The 16,597-nt window shown below is 72.1% G+C and carries 18 protein-coding genes; 6 read left to right on the top strand and 12 right to left on the bottom strand.

Annotated features, from left to right (window positions below; all coding sequences use genetic code 11):
• Positions 1-130: 130 nt before the first annotated feature.
• The 7 genes from ACIQUC_RS11465 to ACIQUC_RS11495 form a co-directional block, all read right to left on the bottom strand.
• A complete protein-coding gene (locus tag ACIQUC_RS11465) occupies positions 131-706 on the bottom strand; it encodes a hypothetical protein (RefSeq protein WP_402266865.1) in 576 nt (191 codons plus the stop codon).
• On the bottom strand, positions 703-2,184 hold the full coding sequence (locus ACIQUC_RS11470) for a hypothetical protein (protein WP_402266868.1): 1,482 nt from the start codon (positions 2,182-2,184) through the stop codon (positions 703-705). The genes ACIQUC_RS11465 and ACIQUC_RS11470 overlap by 4 nt, the downstream gene beginning before the upstream one ends.
• Positions 2,177-2,650 carry a hypothetical protein gene (locus ACIQUC_RS11475; protein WP_402266871.1) on the bottom strand — a complete coding sequence of 158 codons (474 nt, stop codon included), beginning with the start codon at positions 2,648-2,650 and terminating at the stop codon, positions 2,177-2,179. Before ACIQUC_RS11475 ends, ACIQUC_RS11470 begins: the two co-directional genes overlap by 8 nt.
• Positions 2,647-3,258: a hypothetical protein gene (locus ACIQUC_RS11480; RefSeq protein ID WP_402266874.1), complete on the bottom strand. Its 612-nt coding sequence runs from the start codon at positions 3,256-3,258 to the stop codon at positions 2,647-2,649. The genes ACIQUC_RS11475 and ACIQUC_RS11480 overlap by 4 nt, the downstream gene beginning before the upstream one ends.
• A gap of 17 nt (positions 3,259-3,275) precedes the next feature.
• Positions 3,276-4,559, bottom strand: coding sequence for a WXG100 family type VII secretion target (locus ACIQUC_RS11485; RefSeq protein ID WP_402266877.1), 1,284 nt, complete (start codon positions 4,557-4,559; stop codon positions 3,276-3,278).
• Complete coding sequence (locus ACIQUC_RS11490) at positions 4,559-4,852, bottom strand: hypothetical protein (protein WP_402266880.1); 294 nt, start codon at positions 4,850-4,852, stop codon at positions 4,559-4,561. Before ACIQUC_RS11490 ends, ACIQUC_RS11485 begins: the two co-directional genes overlap by 1 nt.
• A gap of 106 nt (positions 4,853-4,958) precedes the next feature.
• Entirely contained in the window at positions 4,959-5,252 is a 294-nt protein-coding gene (locus ACIQUC_RS11495) for a WXG100 family type VII secretion target (RefSeq protein ID WP_022908339.1), read from the bottom strand.
• A 118-nt stretch (positions 5,253-5,370) separates the two neighbouring features.
• On the opposite strand from ACIQUC_RS11495, the gene ACIQUC_RS11500 reads away from it, so the two are divergent.
• Positions 5,371-5,880 (top strand): FHA domain-containing protein, encoded by a 510-nt coding sequence (locus ACIQUC_RS11500; protein WP_022908338.1) that lies wholly within the window; start codon positions 5,371-5,373, stop codon positions 5,878-5,880.
• Here the strand turns inward: ACIQUC_RS11500 and ACIQUC_RS11505 are convergent.
• The 5 genes from ACIQUC_RS11505 to ACIQUC_RS11525 form a co-directional block, all read right to left on the bottom strand.
• Positions 5,853-6,644 carry an oxygenase MpaB family protein gene (locus ACIQUC_RS11505; protein ID WP_402266886.1) on the bottom strand — a complete coding sequence of 264 codons (792 nt, stop codon included), beginning with the start codon at positions 6,642-6,644 and terminating at the stop codon, positions 5,853-5,855. The two genes, ACIQUC_RS11500 and ACIQUC_RS11505, sit on opposite strands and share 28 nt — an antisense overlap.
• Before the next feature lie 56 nt (positions 6,645-6,700).
• On the bottom strand, positions 6,701-7,108 hold the full coding sequence (locus tag ACIQUC_RS11510) for a hypothetical protein (protein ID WP_022908336.1): 408 nt from the start codon (positions 7,106-7,108) through the stop codon (positions 6,701-6,703).
• A 40-nt stretch (positions 7,109-7,148) separates the two neighbouring features.
• Positions 7,149-7,442: a hypothetical protein gene (locus ACIQUC_RS11515; RefSeq protein ID WP_402266889.1), complete on the bottom strand. Its 294-nt coding sequence runs from the start codon at positions 7,440-7,442 to the stop codon at positions 7,149-7,151.
• A 30-nt stretch (positions 7,443-7,472) separates the two neighbouring features.
• Positions 7,473-7,895, bottom strand: coding sequence for an ester cyclase (locus ACIQUC_RS11520; protein WP_022908334.1), 423 nt, complete (start codon positions 7,893-7,895; stop codon positions 7,473-7,475).
• 229 nt (positions 7,896-8,124) lie between these two features.
• A complete protein-coding gene (locus ACIQUC_RS11525; RefSeq protein WP_402266893.1) occupies positions 8,125-9,753 on the bottom strand; it encodes a RecQ family ATP-dependent DNA helicase in 1,629 nt (542 codons plus the stop codon).
• Positions 9,754-9,934: 181 nt separating this feature from the next.
• Between ACIQUC_RS11525 and sucC the strand changes: the two genes are divergently transcribed.
• The 5 genes from sucC to purH all read left to right on the top strand — a co-directional run bounded on the left by sucC (position 9,935) and on the right by purH (position 16,504).
• On the top strand, positions 9,935-11,104 hold the full coding sequence (sucC, locus tag ACIQUC_RS11530; protein WP_402266896.1) for an ADP-forming succinate--CoA ligase subunit beta: 1,170 nt from the start codon (positions 9,935-9,937) through the stop codon (positions 11,102-11,104).
• 11 nt (positions 11,105-11,115) lie between these two features.
• Positions 11,116-12,003 (top strand): succinate--CoA ligase subunit alpha, encoded by an 888-nt coding sequence (gene sucD, locus ACIQUC_RS11535; protein WP_402266899.1) that lies wholly within the window; start codon positions 11,116-11,118, stop codon positions 12,001-12,003.
• Positions 12,004-12,141: 138 nt separating this feature from the next.
• Positions 12,142-14,256: a DUF6350 family protein gene (locus ACIQUC_RS11540; protein ID WP_402266901.1), complete on the top strand. Its 2,115-nt coding sequence runs from the start codon at positions 12,142-12,144 to the stop codon at positions 14,254-14,256.
• 23 nt (positions 14,257-14,279) lie between these two features.
• A complete protein-coding gene (purN, locus tag ACIQUC_RS11545) occupies positions 14,280-14,873 on the top strand; it encodes a phosphoribosylglycinamide formyltransferase (protein ID WP_402266904.1) in 594 nt (197 codons plus the stop codon).
• A complete protein-coding gene (gene purH, locus ACIQUC_RS11550) occupies positions 14,870-16,504 on the top strand; it encodes a bifunctional phosphoribosylaminoimidazolecarboxamide formyltransferase/IMP cyclohydrolase (protein ID WP_402266907.1) in 1,635 nt (544 codons plus the stop codon). Before purN ends, purH begins: the two co-directional genes overlap by 4 nt.
• The last annotated feature ends 93 nt before the right edge of the window (positions 16,505-16,597 follow it).

Raw genomic sequence — 16,597 nt, forward strand, 5'->3', positions numbered from 1 at the left:
AGGTGGCCCGTCGACCGCACGCCGTACAAGCGGTCGTCCACGACAGCGAGTGACTCCAGCTGACCCCGCGCGGCGCGTCGGTCGCTCAGCACGGCCGCGTGGGCGACCGTCTCCGCCCCGTCGATGACGCTCACCCCCAGTCGATGCGCAGGTCGCGGAGGAGCTCATCGAGCATGGGCCGAGCGAGGGCGCTGTCGTTCGCGTCCGGGACGAAGAAGGACACGACCACCGTGAGCTCGTTCAAGTCATCGACGATGGGGATGATCGCACGAACGACCTGCATCACCGGCCGCCCCCGGCCGCCGGTGCTGCGTTCCCGCATCTCCACGAGCGTTGCACGGCCGACGGGCAGGTCGAGTGTCCCGACACTGGCGTCGCCGATGCCGGACGCCCGCGGTGCACGAGCGTCGTCGATGAAGGTGTCCGCGCGGTCGACACCGGCGACGGTGTGCACGACCGTGTACGCGATCGCTCGGACCGTCGGCGCCGTGGTCGAGAGCACGAAGCAGGTCTCCGCCTTCGCCGCGGTCTGGAAGGCGGCGATGTCACGCACGACCGTTCGGAGCACCGTGCGTTCTCGACGCTTCGGCCGCTGCTTCGCCTGCGCGAGCGCATGCTCCACCGCTGCGTCGGTGACCTCGTCGACCTCACCCTCGTCGTCGAGCAGCGTCCACGCGCGGTTGTAGTTCCACAGCAGGCGAGTCATTCGTCTCCTCTCGGGGCTCCGATCACGATCCACCGTCCGAGCCCGACCGGTGCCTTTCCCCGCTCTGCGCGACGGCGACGGAACGTCAGCCACGAGACCAGTGGGACGGCGAGCACCAGGAGCAGGATGCTGGTCGCAGAGAAGATGTTGCCCTGCTCGAAGTACCAGACGGCGACGGCTGCTCCGATGAGCGGGATGCCCACAGCGACGAGGTGGCGTCGGGTGAGCGCTGGCTGGTCCGGACGTCCGTGCTGTTCCGGACGGATGCGAGCGACGGGGAGGCGCGAACTCGATTCGACGACGAAGACCGCGGCGGCCGTTGCGACCGCGATGGCGGCGAACAGCGCCGTGACGATCGTCGCGGTGTCCCCGGGGCCCGCCGAACGAGCCCCGGCGAGCACGACCGTCGTGAAGGCCGACGATGCGAGGAACGGGTACGCGGGTACGGCGCCCAGGACGTTCGGCAGCATCAGCGACGACGGGCCGACGCGGCTGCTGCGCATCTCGTCAAGCGCGAGCGCGGGCTGGTTGCGCAGATCGTCGGATGCGACGGTAAGGACACCGAGACGCTGCAGGAACTCTCGGAGGACGAGTGCCTCGTCCGGCGACGGCGCCCACAGACGCAGCGGCAACTGCGCGCGGACGGTGTCCGTTCCGTCGATGAGCAGCACTCGAGGGTCCTCGTCGTGGACGAACGCCGCGCGCACCACGGCATCCGGCCCGAGATGCCGATCCGGTGTTGCCAACCGTTGCGCGATGCCCTGCCCGTCGACGAGGACGAGACCCTGGTCGTCCGCGCTGATCGACGCCGCGTTGCGGAACCAGGAGGGGCCGGCCACAGGCCGGAGTGCCGGCGCGTCGGCGCTCCTGGGCCGACGCCTGCGCCCTGCGGCGACGACCAGCACCACCAATGCGTTGACGGCGGCTGCACCGGCCGAGATCCATCCGAAGGCCGGGGCGTCGGGGGTGCGGGTCATCGCCAGCACGATCGGGCCGAATGCATCCGTCAGGAATGCGCCGAGTCCGAGCAGGATGACGACGACCAGGATCTTCTGAATCCTGCGGCGTCGCCGCTCATCCGTGGGTGTCAGGACGTGGGCCGAGGCGAAGTGGCCGGGCGGAGGATCATCGGTGCCGAAACGATCGAGCAACGCGGCGAGACCGCTCGAGCGGAGTGCGAGTTCCTTCGGCACGATGGAGACGGGAGCCATCCACCAATCGTCGATCGGAACGAGGTAGAGGCTGCCGCTCACGTCCTCGATCAGCACGGCGCCGTTGCTGGCTGTGGGCGCGAGGTGCCTCGGGAGGACGTCGCCGTTCAGGAACCAGGCGCGGGCGACGGTGTCCGTCGTCGTTCGTTCACCGCCCTGGTCGAGGACGACGAGCCGATCTCGCTCGTCGATGACGAGCCGGATGGCACTGGTCGCAGCGGCCGCCCGGTCGCTCGACGCGGCAGGGCGGGCAAGGGTTTCAAGCATCGATGACGATCTTCGCAGCGAGGGCGTCGACGCGTGCGATCAACAGCTCGGCGAGTGCGGGTTCGGCGCTGCTCGATGAGAGGACGACGAGCTCGTCACCCACGACCCAGGACCACGATGCTTGGACCACGACGAAGGCTGCGCCGTCCGGCCGTTCCAGCGCGAGGCGTTGGACCAGTCGCAGCGCGTCGCCGCTGCTCGTGTGGAGCATCGATTCCTCGATCGGCCCGATCGGATCAGGCGCACGGAGGCCAGCCCGGGCGACCCCGGCGGGACGGCCGTCGAGCGGGGCCGTGCGGACGGCGACCCAGCCGACCTCGCGCGAGTCCTCGAGGACCGTCCAGGCTGCTGCTGCATCCGTTTCGTTGAGGAGTCTGATGATCGTCGGCGCACTCGAGGGATCACGACGATGCGCTTCGAGGTCGAGTGGACGGAGCGTGTCGGTCGGTGGCCATGTGAACTTCATCGCCCGCCGTCCCAGGCGAAGCCGGTCATCAGGATGTCGAAGTGTGCAACGCGCTCGTCCACGAACGGATCGCCCGCGCACTGGAACGAGATCAGCGCGAAGGAGCCGTGCTCCTGCGGCACTGGCAGGAGGTAGTCCACGCGAGTCGTCCTCGCTGGCCCGCCTGATCCCGATGCAGCGAGGAACGCCGCGGCGATGTCACCGGGGAGCGACGCCGGCAGCGATCCTCCTCCGTCGATCTCTCCTTCGGACCGCGCCCGGAGTGCTTCCCCCACGGGCAACTCCGTGAGCGTCGTCGATGCACCGAGCACCGGAGCGACCGCAGGGAGTTCGAGATCGGCGATCGTCGGTCCGAGGTAGACCACACCGACCGTGAACAACATGTTCATCGGCACTCCGCCGAACTGGCCGTCGAAGAAGTACAGGTCCGTCGTCCCCGCGTTCGCCATCGTGCTGAAGGCGGAGCGGATGTCGTCGCGCGCGCGGCGCCGTGCCTCCACAGCCGTCGGCTCGTCCCCACCGCGGAGGACCAGGTGACGATCGGCGAACGCTCGCGAAGCGCGCTTCGGATCGCCGTCGACCGGGTACCGGTACCACCCGTCGGGCAAGAGGACTCGGTACTGTGTCACAGGGAACCGACGTGGATCTCGCTCTTCGACTTCCAGTACCCGTTCCAGTCCGTGGCGGCGGAGACGACGTTCACCACGGGTTCCGGCAGATCCGGGAGACCGGGAAGTCCGGAGCCGGCGACGACACCGTTGGCCAGCGCTGCGCGCGTCGCTGCCTCGCGTGCGAGGGCGGAATCCGGCGCGAGCTTGAGGACCTGAGCGGTCTCCATCAGACCGCCGGTCACGTACGTGTCGAGCAACGCCGTGAGGGGCTTCCGTCCGACCGCTTCTGCCTCCCGGATGCCGGCATCGCCACCCCGGAGGAACGCACTCAGCTCGCCGCCCACTCCGGCGTTCGCGTTTCGCGCCGCAGCGGCAGCGGATGCTGCACGTGTCTCTCCCACTGCGCCCCGCAGCAGCCCCATCGCGGAGCCGGCGTACTTGGCGGCTCCGAACCCGACCCCGGCCAGTGCGAAGCCGAGGGCGTCCTTGCCGACGTCCCCCGCGCTCGCGTCACCCGCCACCGCCTGCGTTGCCGTGATCAGCAGCTTCGCGCCGGCCACAGCGAGCCCGATGGCGGCGATCACCGGGAGCGCCACGGGGAAGAAGATGGCCGCGACCACGGTGACGACCAGAAGGACGGCGCCGACCGCGTCGAGCGCATCCTTGATGACGTTGAGCACGCCGCGCGCCCCGTGGATGGCCTGCTTCACGTGGTCGAACCAGCCGTCCTTCAGCCCGTCGTCCGCGCCCTGTCGGATGCGATCGGCGACCCGACCGGCCAGCTCTCCGTACTCACCCTCTTCGCCGAAGGGACCGGCGAGCCGGTGGATGATCGCCTTCGCCGCGTCGATGTCGCCCTGCGCCGCACTCAGCGCCCGGTCCTGCGCGTCGACCTGGTCCTGGTGTTGCGGACTGTCGGCCTCGGCCGTGATGGTCTGGTTCGCGGCAGCGCGGTGCGCGTCCCGCGCGTCCTGCGCCTGCAGCAGGGCTGCGTCGGCCTCGCGCTGGAGCCCCTCGAGCCCGTCCGCCCACTGGTCGAGCGCGGCGGCGAGCTCGGTGTAGCGGCCCTTGGCCTTCTCGATGGCGCCGGCGAGGTCTCCGGCGGAGTCGCGGAACTTCGTTCCCGACTCGCTCTCCCAGCCGTCGCCGTCCTTGAGGCTGTTGAGCCGGTTGACCTGCTCGGTGATGGCCTGCTCGATCGAACGGGCGCCGGAGGCCGACTGCCGGATCTCGGCCGGGTCGCCGGGCACCGGGTCGAGCTGCATGTCGACCGCGCTCCAGTCGCTGGGCCGTGCCATCAGCTGTCCTTCCCGAGGATCTTGTTCGCGAGTTCGACCTCGGTCTGGGTGAAGCCGTCGTGCGCGCTCTCGGCCATCTCAGCCACGGCCTTGATGGACTCTTGGAGGCGCCCGCGTCGGATGTCCCAGTTGCCGGCGAAGTCGTCGATCGCACTGCCGACCGTCATCGAGCCGATGCCGGTCTTGTAGTCGGACGCGGCAGACGCGACGTGTTCGAAGTCGCCGTGCAGTCGCGAGAGGTCAGATGCGAGATTCCCGATCAGGTCGAGATCGAGCTTGATGGTGCCGGCCACGGTTCCCCCGGTGGATTCCTACTGCTGCTTGTCGTTCGACGCCGCCCCTGCGGCGAGAGCGGTGGCCGGCACCCCCGGGCGCCGGCCACCGTCGTGCTGGTCCTGACTAGCCGATGCTCGAAGCGAGCTGCTCGTCCGTCGACTCGAGCGTGTTCGCCGCGCTCTCGAGGAACCCGGCCATGCCGTCGATCGCCTGGATCGTCTGCGTCGCGCCGGAGTTGAACTCCGAGTACGTCGCGTCGAAGGCCTTCGACGACTTGTCGGTGACGTAGCCCGACGACACGAGGTTGTCGATCTGGCTCTTGAGCTGGGTCAGCTGGTCCTCGATGGACTTCTGGCCGTTGCGCAGCTGCGAAGCCTGGTTGCGGAGATCGTCGTAGGTGACGTTGACGTTTGCCATGTGCATACCCTCCCGATGCGGTATTTGATGTACCGGGAGCCCCCCGGCGGTTCGACGATACTTGATTCCGTTGCATCTCGCACCAGGTGGGGACAAGAACCAGAACGAGGGGTACACCGTGGCACGACGTCGCAGGGACGAGGGGGCGCCGGAGCGTCCGGTCGTGACGAGCGCCGAGGTCGAGCGCGATCGACAGGCCGGGCACCTGTCGCGAGCGTGGGTGCTGCCGAGCGCGCCGGTGTCCGACCGTGAGCCCGATGCCGTTGTGCACACCGACCAGCCGCTGCCGACGATCGGCGTGGTCCCTCGCCTCGTCCTCGAGGTCGCACCGGGCAACGTGGTGCCGCTCGACCAGCCGGTGGTCCTCGGGCGCAGGGTCGCGACGGCGCCGGGGCGGCGAGCGGTGCTGCTCGACGACCCGGGTCGTTCGGTGTCGCGCGAGCACGCGGCGATCCGGCCGACGGGCGACGGCGGGCTCGTGGTCGAGGACCTCGGCTCCGCGAACGGCACGGTCGTGGTCCGGGCGTCCGGCGCGCAGGAACCGAGCGTGGGCGGCGCGCAGGTCGTCGCCCGCCCCGGGGACGTGGTGATGGTCGGCGACTACGCGATCCGGGTCCTGGCCGGCTGAGCCCCGGCCGCGTGGCGCCGCATCGCCCGCAGGAGCAGCGGCCCCGGCAGCCGCAGCAGCCACCCCGGGACGACCGCCCGGACGACCCGGACCAGACGAACGGTCCGCCGGAAGCGCCGCTGTTCGCGCGGCCCCCACGCGAACCCGTACTGCGACCGGAGGGCATCCGGGAGCATCCCGACCGTCACGACCCGCACGAGCGGCATGGCGGCCCGCACCCACAGCGGCGCGAACCGCGGGTGCAGCAGGTCGCGCACGACACCACGGGCGTCGTCGGTGACGCGGAGCCCGGCGAGCGTGCGCGTCCAGTACCGCTCGAAGTCCGCCACCGTCGCGGGCCACCGGTCCGCTGGTACCCGCAGTGCCGTGCCGATCGGGGCGTAGGCGGCGAGCACGCGCTCGGCGACCTCCGGTCCGGCGGGTGTGCCGAACAGCTCGTGGGCGTGCATCGCGGAGTCGTACAGGGTCGCGGCCACCCACAGCTGCCGGTCCACGTCGTCGGCGCCGGCGACCGGTCGGTGCGCGCGCGTCACGAACGAGGCGGCGACGGCTGCGTCGGCCTCGGTGCCGACGACCACCGCGTACACGAACATGAGGGTGTGGGCGAGCCGCTGCTGCGGTCGTCGCGCGAAGTCCGAGTGCCGCCGCACCCCCGCTGCGACCACGGGGTCCGCGATCTGGAGCAGGATGGCGCGGCCGCCGGCGGCCACCGGCGTGCTGTCGGCGAGGAACCGACGCAGGTCGCGTTCCGGGACCCCGCCCACGGGCGGACTGGAGGGACGGTGCGGGCCCGGCCCCGCGCCTCCCGTCCGGTGCCCGCTCACGGTCGTGGTCCGCGCCGTCCGGCGCGGAGGCGGGGGAGTGCGTCGACCACGATCGCCGCGGCGAGCGCGAGTGTCCCGCCCACCAGGGCGGCGACGAGGAACGCGGGGCTCCCGACCTGCCCCGTCGCGGCGGCGATCAGGGCGGCGACCAGCCAGATCGACGGGAGCGGCCAGAGATGACTCGGCGACCCGGCGACCACCGCGAGCAGCACCCCGGCCACCACCAGCGGGACCCAGAGCACGTTCGTGCCGCACGGTGGTCCGTACGTGCCGGGGCCGCAGTCGGTCACACCGGACCGGACACCGGTGTGCGCTGCGGCCGCGACGAGCAGGAGCGAGGCGAGGGCCAGCAGCCGAGCCACGGCGGGCATGCGGCGGACACTGGCCTGGACGCGTCGGAGCACGGCCCGATCGTACTGGGCCGTGCTCCGCGGGTGGCGCTGGTCAGAGCGGCTTCGTGCCGAGGTCGTTCCCGAGGTCGGGACGGTCCTCGTTACCGTCGTGCTCCCACAGGTCCGGAGCACCCTCGCGCGGGGAACCGCCGGTCGGTCCGTCGTCGGTGCCGTCACCGGGCTGCGGCTCGACGGTCTCGCCGGCGACCGCGTCGTTCGTGACGGTCTCGAGGGACTCTTCGGACTCGTCCACCTCGTACGGGCCGACGTGCTCGCGGTCGACGTCGTCGTCGCGACGCTGCTGGGCGTCGAAGTCGTCGACGGGGCTGATGCCGGGGTCGCTCATGGTGGTTCCTCTCGTCGTTTCCGGTCCTGTCTACTCGCCCTGCTGGCCGCCGAGGCCCAGCTGCTGGGCGAGGCCCTGCTCGTCCGTCGCACCCCAGCGCTCGACGATCTTGCCGTCGCGGAAGCGGGACACCTGGATGCCGCGCACCTCGAACGACCGGCCGGTGGGCTCGTGCCCCTGGAACGGACCGGTGTGCGTGCCACGGATCGTGAACACCGCGGTGACGTGGTCGTCGGTGACGATCACCGGGTCCGGGACGAGCTCGAGATCGGGGAACGCGGTGGTGAACGCACGCCAGAAGTCGACGATGCCGGTCAGGCCGGGTGCCTGGTCGGGAGCCGGGTCGTGGTCGACCACGTCCTCGGCCCAGACCTCGCCGAACCGGTCGAAGGCCCGGTCGGAGATGATGCCGCCGAGGCGTTCCTGCGCGGCCTGGTTGACGTCCTTGCTCATGGTGTCCTCTCGTCGCCGGGCCGGTCTCCCCGGCCCGGCGTCCTGCGTACCCGGTGCCCGGTCCGAGGCGGCGCACAGGCCGGGGTACGGCTGTCCGACAGACGCACACGGGGTTCGTCGTTCACCTGCTGGTCACCCGGGGGCCACCCCGGCCGTGCACACTCACCGTGCTCGGGGGAGTGGAGCGCGGTCGCCGACGGGTGGTCGAGCGACCGCGCCTTCCCCCGCATCAGACGCGTTCGAGCAGCCCGCGCTCCGCGACGTCCACGAGGGCGAGCGTCCGGTACCCCACGGAGTCGAAGAACACGGTGAGCCGGTCGTCCTCGGTGCTCATCACGGTGCCGCGACCCCACTCGGGGTGCTCGACCTCGGCATCCGGCGGCCACTCGGCGTCGTGCGAGCCGTCCGCAGCGTGTGCTCGGCGGGCTGACCCCGACGAACAGGTGTCGCAGTTCCCGCACGGTTCCGGGAGCTCGTCGCCGAAGTAGCCGAGCAGGAACTGCCGACGACACTCGTCGGTCTCGGCGAACCGGCGCACCATCTGGATCCGGGACTCCTCGATCCGCTCCCGCTCGTGGGCGTGCTCCTTCGCACGGTCGGCCGCGGCCGCAGCGGTCCTCGGGCCGCCGTCGACCCGGTGGAGCCCGTCTCCGCCGTCGGCGAGGACCCCGGCCTCGACCAGGGTGTTGGCGGCTCGGCCCGCGGTCCGGGCCGCGAGACCCGATCGCTCGGTGAGCTCCGACCGCGCGACGGCCCCGCCGCCCGCCGGCACGGCGTCGTACACCGCGCGGAGCGAGGCCGGCCGCGGGCTCCCGGAGGCGAAGAACCGCCGGAGTCCGAGGTCCTCGGCGCGGTAGTGCATCGTCGCGAGTGCCGGCTCGCGGTCGCGCCCGGCCCGTCCGACCTCCTGGTAGTACGCGTCGACGGACTCCGGCACGTCGGCGTGCACCACGAACCGGACGTCGGGCTTGTCGATCCCCATGCCGAACGCGCTCGTGGCGACCACCACGTCGACCTCGCCGTCGAGGAAGGCGTGGTGCACCGCCTCGCGGTCCCGTGCCCGGAGTCCCGCGTGGTACGGCTTCGCGCGACGGCCGCTCTCGACCAGTTCGTCGGCGAGCACCAGGGTCTCGGCGCGGGTGGCGACGTACACGATGCCGGCGCCCTCGAGCCCGACGACCTGCCGCACGAGTGTGGTGCGCTTGCCCTCGTCGTCCTCGTGGCGGACCACCTCGAGCCGCAGCTCGGGCCGGTCGAACCCGGCGGCGACGACGAGCGGGTCGCGCATGCCGAGCCGCTCGACGACCTCGGTCCGGACCGGCGTGGACCCGGTGGCCGTCATCGCGAGCACCGGTGGACGGCCGAGCCGCTCGACCACCTCGCCGAGCACGAGGTAGTCGGGACGGAAGTCGTGCCCCCACGAGGACACGCAGTGCGCCTCGTCGACCGTGACGAGCGACACCCCGACGTGGCGCAGTCGCTCGACGACCTCGTCCTTCGCGAGCTGCTCCGGGGCGAGGAACACGTACCGCACCGATCCGTCGTCGACGGCTGCCCAGGCGGCGTCGAGGTCTCGGCGGGAGTGCGTGGCGTTGACGGTCACGGCGCGCGGGGCCTCCGGGTGGTCCTCGAGTCCGACGACCTGGTCCTCCTGCAGCGCCACGAGCGGGGACACCACGACGACGAGCCCGTCGAGTGCGAGTCCGGCGACCTGGTAGATCGCCGACTTCCCGGAGCCCGTCGGCATCACGGCGAGTGCGTCGCGGCCGTCGAGGACGGCGTCGACGAGGCGTTCCTGCTCGGGGCGGAGGGTCCAGCCGAAGACGTCGGCGGCACGGGTACGGAGTGCGGTGTCCATCGAGTCCACCGTGCCGAGCGCTCCCTGGGGGACCGGACGACGAGTGCGCGCACCGGACGTCCACGCAGCGGCGCTAGGCTGGCCGTTGGCCGTTGTCTCGACATCGAGCGACCCTCGATGTGGAGTGTGGCGACCGGGTAACCGATGCCGATCGCACGAACCGTGCGGGAAGAAGAACAGCGTGGATCTTTTCGAGTACCAGGCCAGGGACCTCTTCGAGTCCTACGGCGTCCCCGTGTTGCAGGGGATCATCGCCGACACCCCGGACGAGGCGAGGGCGGCGGCCGAGAAGATCGGTGGCGTCGTGGTCGTCAAGGCCCAGGTGAAGGTCGGCGGTCGCGGCAAGGCCGGTGGCGTCAAGGTCGCCAAGACCCCGGACGAGGCCTACGAGCACGCCCAGGCGATCCTCGGCCTCGACATCAAGGGCCACACGGTCGAGCGGGTCATGATCGCCCAGGGAGCGGACATCGCCGAGGAGTTCTACTTCTCCGTGCTGCTGGACCGGGCGAACCGCTCCTACCTCTCGCTCACGAGCGTCGAGGGCGGCATGGAGATCGAGCAGCTCGCAGTCGAGAAGCCCGAGGCCCTCGCCCGCGTCGAGGTGGACCCGCTCACCGGGATCGACAAGGCCGCCGCGCTCGAGATCGCCGCGCAGGCGAACTTCCCCGAGGCGCTCCGCGACCAGGTCGCCGACGTCTTCGTGAAGCTCTACGACGTGTACAAGGGCGAGGACGCCACCCTCGTCGAGGTGAACCCCCTCGTCCGCACGGGCGACGGCCAGATCCTCGCGCTCGACGGCAAGGTCTCGCTCGACGAGAACGCCGACTTCCGGCACGAGGGCCACAAGGCGCTCGAGGACACCGCGAGCGAGGACCCGCTCGAGGCCAAGGCGAAGGCGCACGGCCTCAACTACGTCAAGCTCGACGGCCAGGTCGGCGTGATCGGCAACGGTGCGGGGCTCGTCATGTCGACGCTCGACGTCGTCGCCTACGCCGGTGAGCGCCACGGCGGCGTGAAGCCCGCCAACTTCCTCGACATCGGCGGCGGCGCCTCGGCCGAGGTCATGGCCAACGGCCTCGACGTCATCCTCGGGGACCCGCAGGTGAAGAGCGTCTTCGTGAACGTCTTCGGCGGCATCACCGCCTGCGACGCCGTCGCGAACGGCATCGTCGCCGCGCTCGGCATCCTCGGCGACGCGGCCACCAAGCCGCTCGTCGTGCGCCTCGACGGCAACAACGTGGAAGAGGGTCGCCGGATCCTGGCGGAGGCAGCGCACCCGCTGGTCACCGTCGCCGCGACCATGGACGACGCGGCCGAGCAGGCCGCCGAACTCGCCGCCGCAGCGGCCTGAAGGGACTGACCATGTCGATCTTCCTCAACAAGGACTCCAAGGTCATCGTCCAGGGCATCACCGGCGGCGAGGGCACCAAGCACACCGCGCTCATGCTCAAGGCCGGCACGCGGGTCGTCGGCGGCGTGAACGCCCGCAAGGCCGGCACCACCGTCACGCACGGCGACGTCGAGCTCCCCGTCTTCGGCACCGTCCGCGAGGCCATCGACACCACCGGCGCCGACGTCTCGATCGTCTTCGTGCCGCCGGCGTTCGCGAAGGACGCCGTGCTCGAGGCCATCGACGCCGAGATCCCCCTCGTCGTCGTCATCACCGAGGGCATCCCGGTGCAGGACTCCGCCGAGTTCTGGGCGCACGCGAAGGCCAAGGGCGGCACGACCCGCATCATCGGCCCGAACTGCCCCGGCATCATCACGCCCGGTGAGTCGCTCGTCGGCATCACCCCGGCGACGATCACCGGCAAGGGCCCGATCGGCCTCGTCTCGAAGTCGGGCACGCTCACCTACCAGATGATGTACGAACTCCGTGACCTGGGCTTCTCGACCGCCATCGGCATCGGCGGCGACCCCGTCATCGGGACGACGCACATCGACGCGCTCGCCGCGTTCGAGGCCGACCCCGAAACCGAGGCGATCGTGATGATCGGTGAGATCGGCGGCGACGCCGAGGAGCGCGCGGCCGACTACATCAAGGCGCACGTCACGAAGCCCGTCGTCGGGTACGTCGCGGGCTTCACCGCTCCCGAGGGCAAGACCATGGGCCACGCCGGCGCGATCGTGTCCGGCTCCGCCGGTACCGCCGAGGCGAAGAAGCAGGCGCTCGAGGCCGCCGGCGTCAAGGTCGGCAAGACGCCGTCCGAGACGGCGGCGCTGCTCCGCGAGGTCGTCGCGAGCAAGTAGCGGTCACGACCCGTCACGGGTCGGACGGGAGGCGCGGTGCCGGCTGGCACCGCGCCTCCCGTCGTGACGCGGGGGACGTTCGCCCCGCCGCCGCGCGGCTCCCCGGCGAAGCGGACATCGGCACGTATCCTCGCTGCGATGAACCGCCTGGGAACCGCACTGCTCGCCGCGATCGAGGCGGTCGTGACGGTCGGCGTCGGCCTCGGGATCGCGCTCGTCCCGCTGACCCTCCTGTGGGGCTTCGAGTACGGGCTGCAGGTCGACTGGGACGTGTTCTGGAAGGCCACGGGGAGCGTCTGGCTCGTCGGGCACGGCGTCGACGTGTCGTTCCTCCTCGGTTCGGCCCTCGCGAAGTCGTCCGGGGTGACCGGCGCCGCCGACCCGATCCACGTGACCCTGGCCGCGCTCGGCTTCGCCCTCGTCACCGCGTGGCTCGCCGGACGAGCGGGGCGCCGCTTCGCCGAGACCGACCACCGCACGACGGGCCTGCTCGTCGGCACCGGTGTCGTCGCCCTCCTCGGGCTCCTCGTCGCCCTGTCGACGCGCTCGGCCGCGACCGTGCCGACGCTGTGGCAGGCGATCGTCCTGCCCGCCCTCTGGTTCGGGATCCCCGCGCTCGTGACGAGCGAGGTGTGCCGACGGCGACGGGGCCTGCCGGCCGATCCGCTCACGCAGCGGGTGCTCGACGGGCTCGAACGCGTGCCAGCCACCTGGCGTGCCGTCGGGGCGTTCGGCCTGCGCGCGGGCACCGCTGCGACCGCCGTGGTCGTCGCGGTCGCCGGGGTGGTCGTCGCCGTCCTGCTCTTCGCGTCCTTCGCCGAGGTCATCTCGCTCTACGAGCGGTCCCACGCCGGCATCGTCGGCGGCGTCGCCCTGACGGTCGGACAGCTCGCCTTCCTGCCGGACTTCGTGGGCTGGGCGACCGCGTGGCTCGTCGGGCCGGGGTTCGCGATCGGGACCGGTTCCAGCGTGTCGCCGATCGGCACGACGCTCGGCCCGATCCCCGGTCTGCCGGTGTTCGGGGCGCTGCCGGCGTCCGGGCACACCTTCGGGCTCGTCTGGGTGCTCGTGCCCGTCGTCGCCGGGTTCGCCGCCGGCGGGCTCCTGCGCCCACGGCTCGTCCGGACGCTCGGCAGCGCCGACTCGGCGCTCCACCGTGCACTCGGCGGAGTGGCGGCCGGCGTCGTCGCCGGGGTGCTGACCGGGTTCGTCGCCGGGCTGTCGTCGGGGTCGTTCGGCCCCGGTCGCCTGGCCGACGTCGGTCCGCACGCGCTCGTCGTCGGGGCCTTCGCCGCCCTCGAGGTCGGTGTCCCGGCGGTGGTCGCGCTCGCAGCGGGCAGCGACCTCGTCCGGGTGCCGGAACGGATCCGGGCGCGCGAGCAGTGGCACGAGGTCGAGGACGATCGTGCCGACGTGGACGCCGACACCGCCGCCGAGGGCTCGCTCCTCGCCGCACTCGACCGTGCCGGAGCCGGTCGGACCACCGACGTGCACCGCTTCGTCGTCGAGGAGGCGCACGGCGACGCCGCGACCGGCGCCGACCACACGAGTGCTCCGGTCCGGCGGGACCCGGGCGAGCGGGCGCGTGCCGCCGCCACGCGGACCGACCCCGACGAACGGGTCCCGGTCCGCGCTGCCGCCGCCGACGCTGCCCCCGACGAGCGGGACCGGACGACGGACCCGACCCCCGCTCGGACGACGGGCGCCGCGACGATCGCCCCCGGGACGACCCCCGGGACGACCGCTGGCGACGTGGCGGCGTCGAGCCGCGCCTCCCGGACCGCACCCGACCCCGCGCCGGACCGCGACCCGGACGCCGACGTCGAGCTGCCGGAGTGGGCCCGCACCGACGTGGTCGCCGCCGACCGGGTGCCCGCCGACCGCGCTGCCGACCGCTCCCGGGGCACCGGCCGCGGTGGCGTCGGCGCGATCCGCGACCGCCTGCGCGGAGCGGCCGACGGCGTCCGGGAACGCGTCGGCGACCTGCGCGACCGGGCGACCGGCGCCGACCGCGAGCCGGAGCAGCCCGCAGCACCCGTGCCGCACGCGCCCGGGACCGAGCCGCAGCCCGCGTTCCCGTGGAGCACCGAGGAGTTCGTCGCCGGCCGTGACGACGCCGACGACGGCCACGGCGGCATCACGACGAGCGCAGCACCGTCCGCACCGGCGGCCCCGCAGCAGCGGTGGGACGCCACGGACCAGATCCCCGAGGACGAGCTGCCGTGGTGGCGCCGCCCCAAGGACGACCGGTGACCGCGGCCCGGTAGGGTTGTCCCGTGCTCGAACTGGTCGTCCTGATCTCCGGTGCCGGCTCGAACCTGCGGGCCTTGCTCGAGGCGACCCTCGACGCGGAGTACCCCGCGCGGGTCGTCGCCATCGGTGCCGACCGCGACGCCGAGGGACTCGGCCTCGGCGAAGAGTTCCAGATCCCCACCTTCACGGTGCCGTTCTCGCGCTACGAGACGCGCGCCGCGTGGGGGGAAGCCCTCGCCGAGCAGATCCGCCCGTGGACGCCCGACCTGCTCGTGCTGTCCGGGCTCATGCGGCTGCTCCCGCCCGCGGTGGTGTCCGAGTTCGCGCCCGGCGTCATCAACACGCACCCGGCCTACCTGCCCGAGTTCCCCGGCGCCCACGGCGTGCGGGACGCCCTCGCCGCCGGTGTGGAGCAGACCGGTGCGAGCGTGATCCAGGTCGACGACGGCGTCGACAGCGGCCCGATCCTCGCCCAGGAGCGCGTCCCCGTGCTCCCCGGCGACTCCGAGTCGACGCTGCACGACCGCATCAAGCCGGTCGAGCGACGCCTGCTCATCCAGACCATCCTCGACATCGCCAACGGCACCACCGACCTGAAGGGCACCCCGAGCGCATGAGCGTGCACGCAGCCGACCCCAGCCTGTACCGCGACCGGGACCTCGTCCCCGTGCGGCGGGCGCTCATCTCGGTGAGCGACAAGTCCGGCCTGCTCGAGCTCGCCGGGGCCCTCGCCGACGCCGGCGTCGAGATCGTCTCGACCGGTTCCACGGCCGGAGCGATCCGCGACGCCGGGTACGCCGTCACGGACGTCTCGAGCGTCACGGGCTTCCCGGAGTCGCTCGACGGCCGCGTGAAGACCCTGCACCCGTCGGTGCACGCGGGCCTCCTCGCCGACCTCCGCCTCGAGTCGCACGAGCAGCAGCTCGCCGAGCTCGGCATCGAGCCGTTCCAGCTCGTGGTCGTCAACCTGTACCCGTTCGTCGCGACGGTGGCCTCCGGCGCCGACACCGCGACCGTCGTCGAGAACGTCGACATCGGCGGCCCCGCGATGGTCCGGGCCTCGGCGAAGAACCACCCGAACGTCGCGATCGTCGTGTCGCCGTCGTCCTACGCCGAGGTGGTCGAGGCCGTCCGTGCGGGCGGGACCACGCTCGAGCTCCGGAAGCGCCTCGCCGCCCAGGCCTTCGCGCACACCGCCGCGTACGACACCGCCGTCGCCGGGTACTTCGCGAGCGACGTCGTGGCAACGGCCGCGGCACCGACCACCAGCGGGGACACCGAGACGCCCGGCAGCTTCGACGAGCACCTCACGGTGGACGCCGACCTCGCCGCGACGCTCCGGTACGGCGAGAACGCGCACCAGGCCGCGGCGCTGTACACGAGCGCCGGCGGGACCGGGATCGCCCAGGCGGCGCAGCTGCACGGCAAGGAGATGTCGTACAACAACTACGTCGACGCCGATGCCGCCGTCCGCGCGGCCTACGACTTCGCCGAGCCCGCCGTCGCGATCATCAAGCACGCCAACCCGTGCGGCATCGCGATCGCACCGGCCGACGCCGCCGACCCGATCGCCGCCGCGCACGCCGCGGCCCACGCCTGCGACCCGCTCTCGGCGTTCGGTGGGGTCATCGCCGCGAACCGTCCGGTGACGAAGCAGATGGCCGAGACGGTCGCGGACATCTTCACCGAGGTCGTCGTCGCGCCAGCCTTCGACCCCGAGGCGATCGAGATCCTCTCGCGGAAGAAGAACATCCGGCTCCTCACGCTCCCGACCGACTTCGCCCTCGCCCCGCGCGAGGTCAAGCAGATCTCCGGCGGGTTCCTCGTGCAGGACGCCGACCGCTTCACCGCGTTCGACCAGTCCACGTGGACCCTCGTCGCCGGCGCACCGGCGGACGAGCAGACGCTCACCGACCTCGCGTTCGCGTGGAAGGCGAGCCGTGCCGTGAAGTCGAACGGGATCCTCCTGGCGAACCAGGGGGCGAGCGTCGGCGTCGGCATGGGCCAGGTGAACCGGGTCGACTCGTGCCACCTCGCGGTGAGCCGTGCGGGGGAGCGGGCCGCGGGCAGCGTCGCGGCATCGGACGCCTTCTTCCCGTTCGCGGACGGCCTGCAGGTCCTCCTCGACGCGGGTGTCCGCGCGGTGGCGCAGCCCGGCGGCAGCGTCCGCGACGACGAGGTCATCGCCGCGGCGACGGCGGCGGGCGTGACGATGTACTTCACGGGCGAGCGCCACTTCTTCCACTGAGTCGAACAACCGGCAACTCCGGAAAACGCTTGCGCACCACGTTCGACTGTGAATAGTCTGTAAGGCTCCGCGACAGGCACGCCGACGGCCCCA

The organism is Curtobacterium sp. NPDC098951, assembly GCF_044759965.1.
Lineage (GTDB): Bacteria > Actinomycetota > Actinomycetes > Actinomycetales > Microbacteriaceae > Curtobacterium.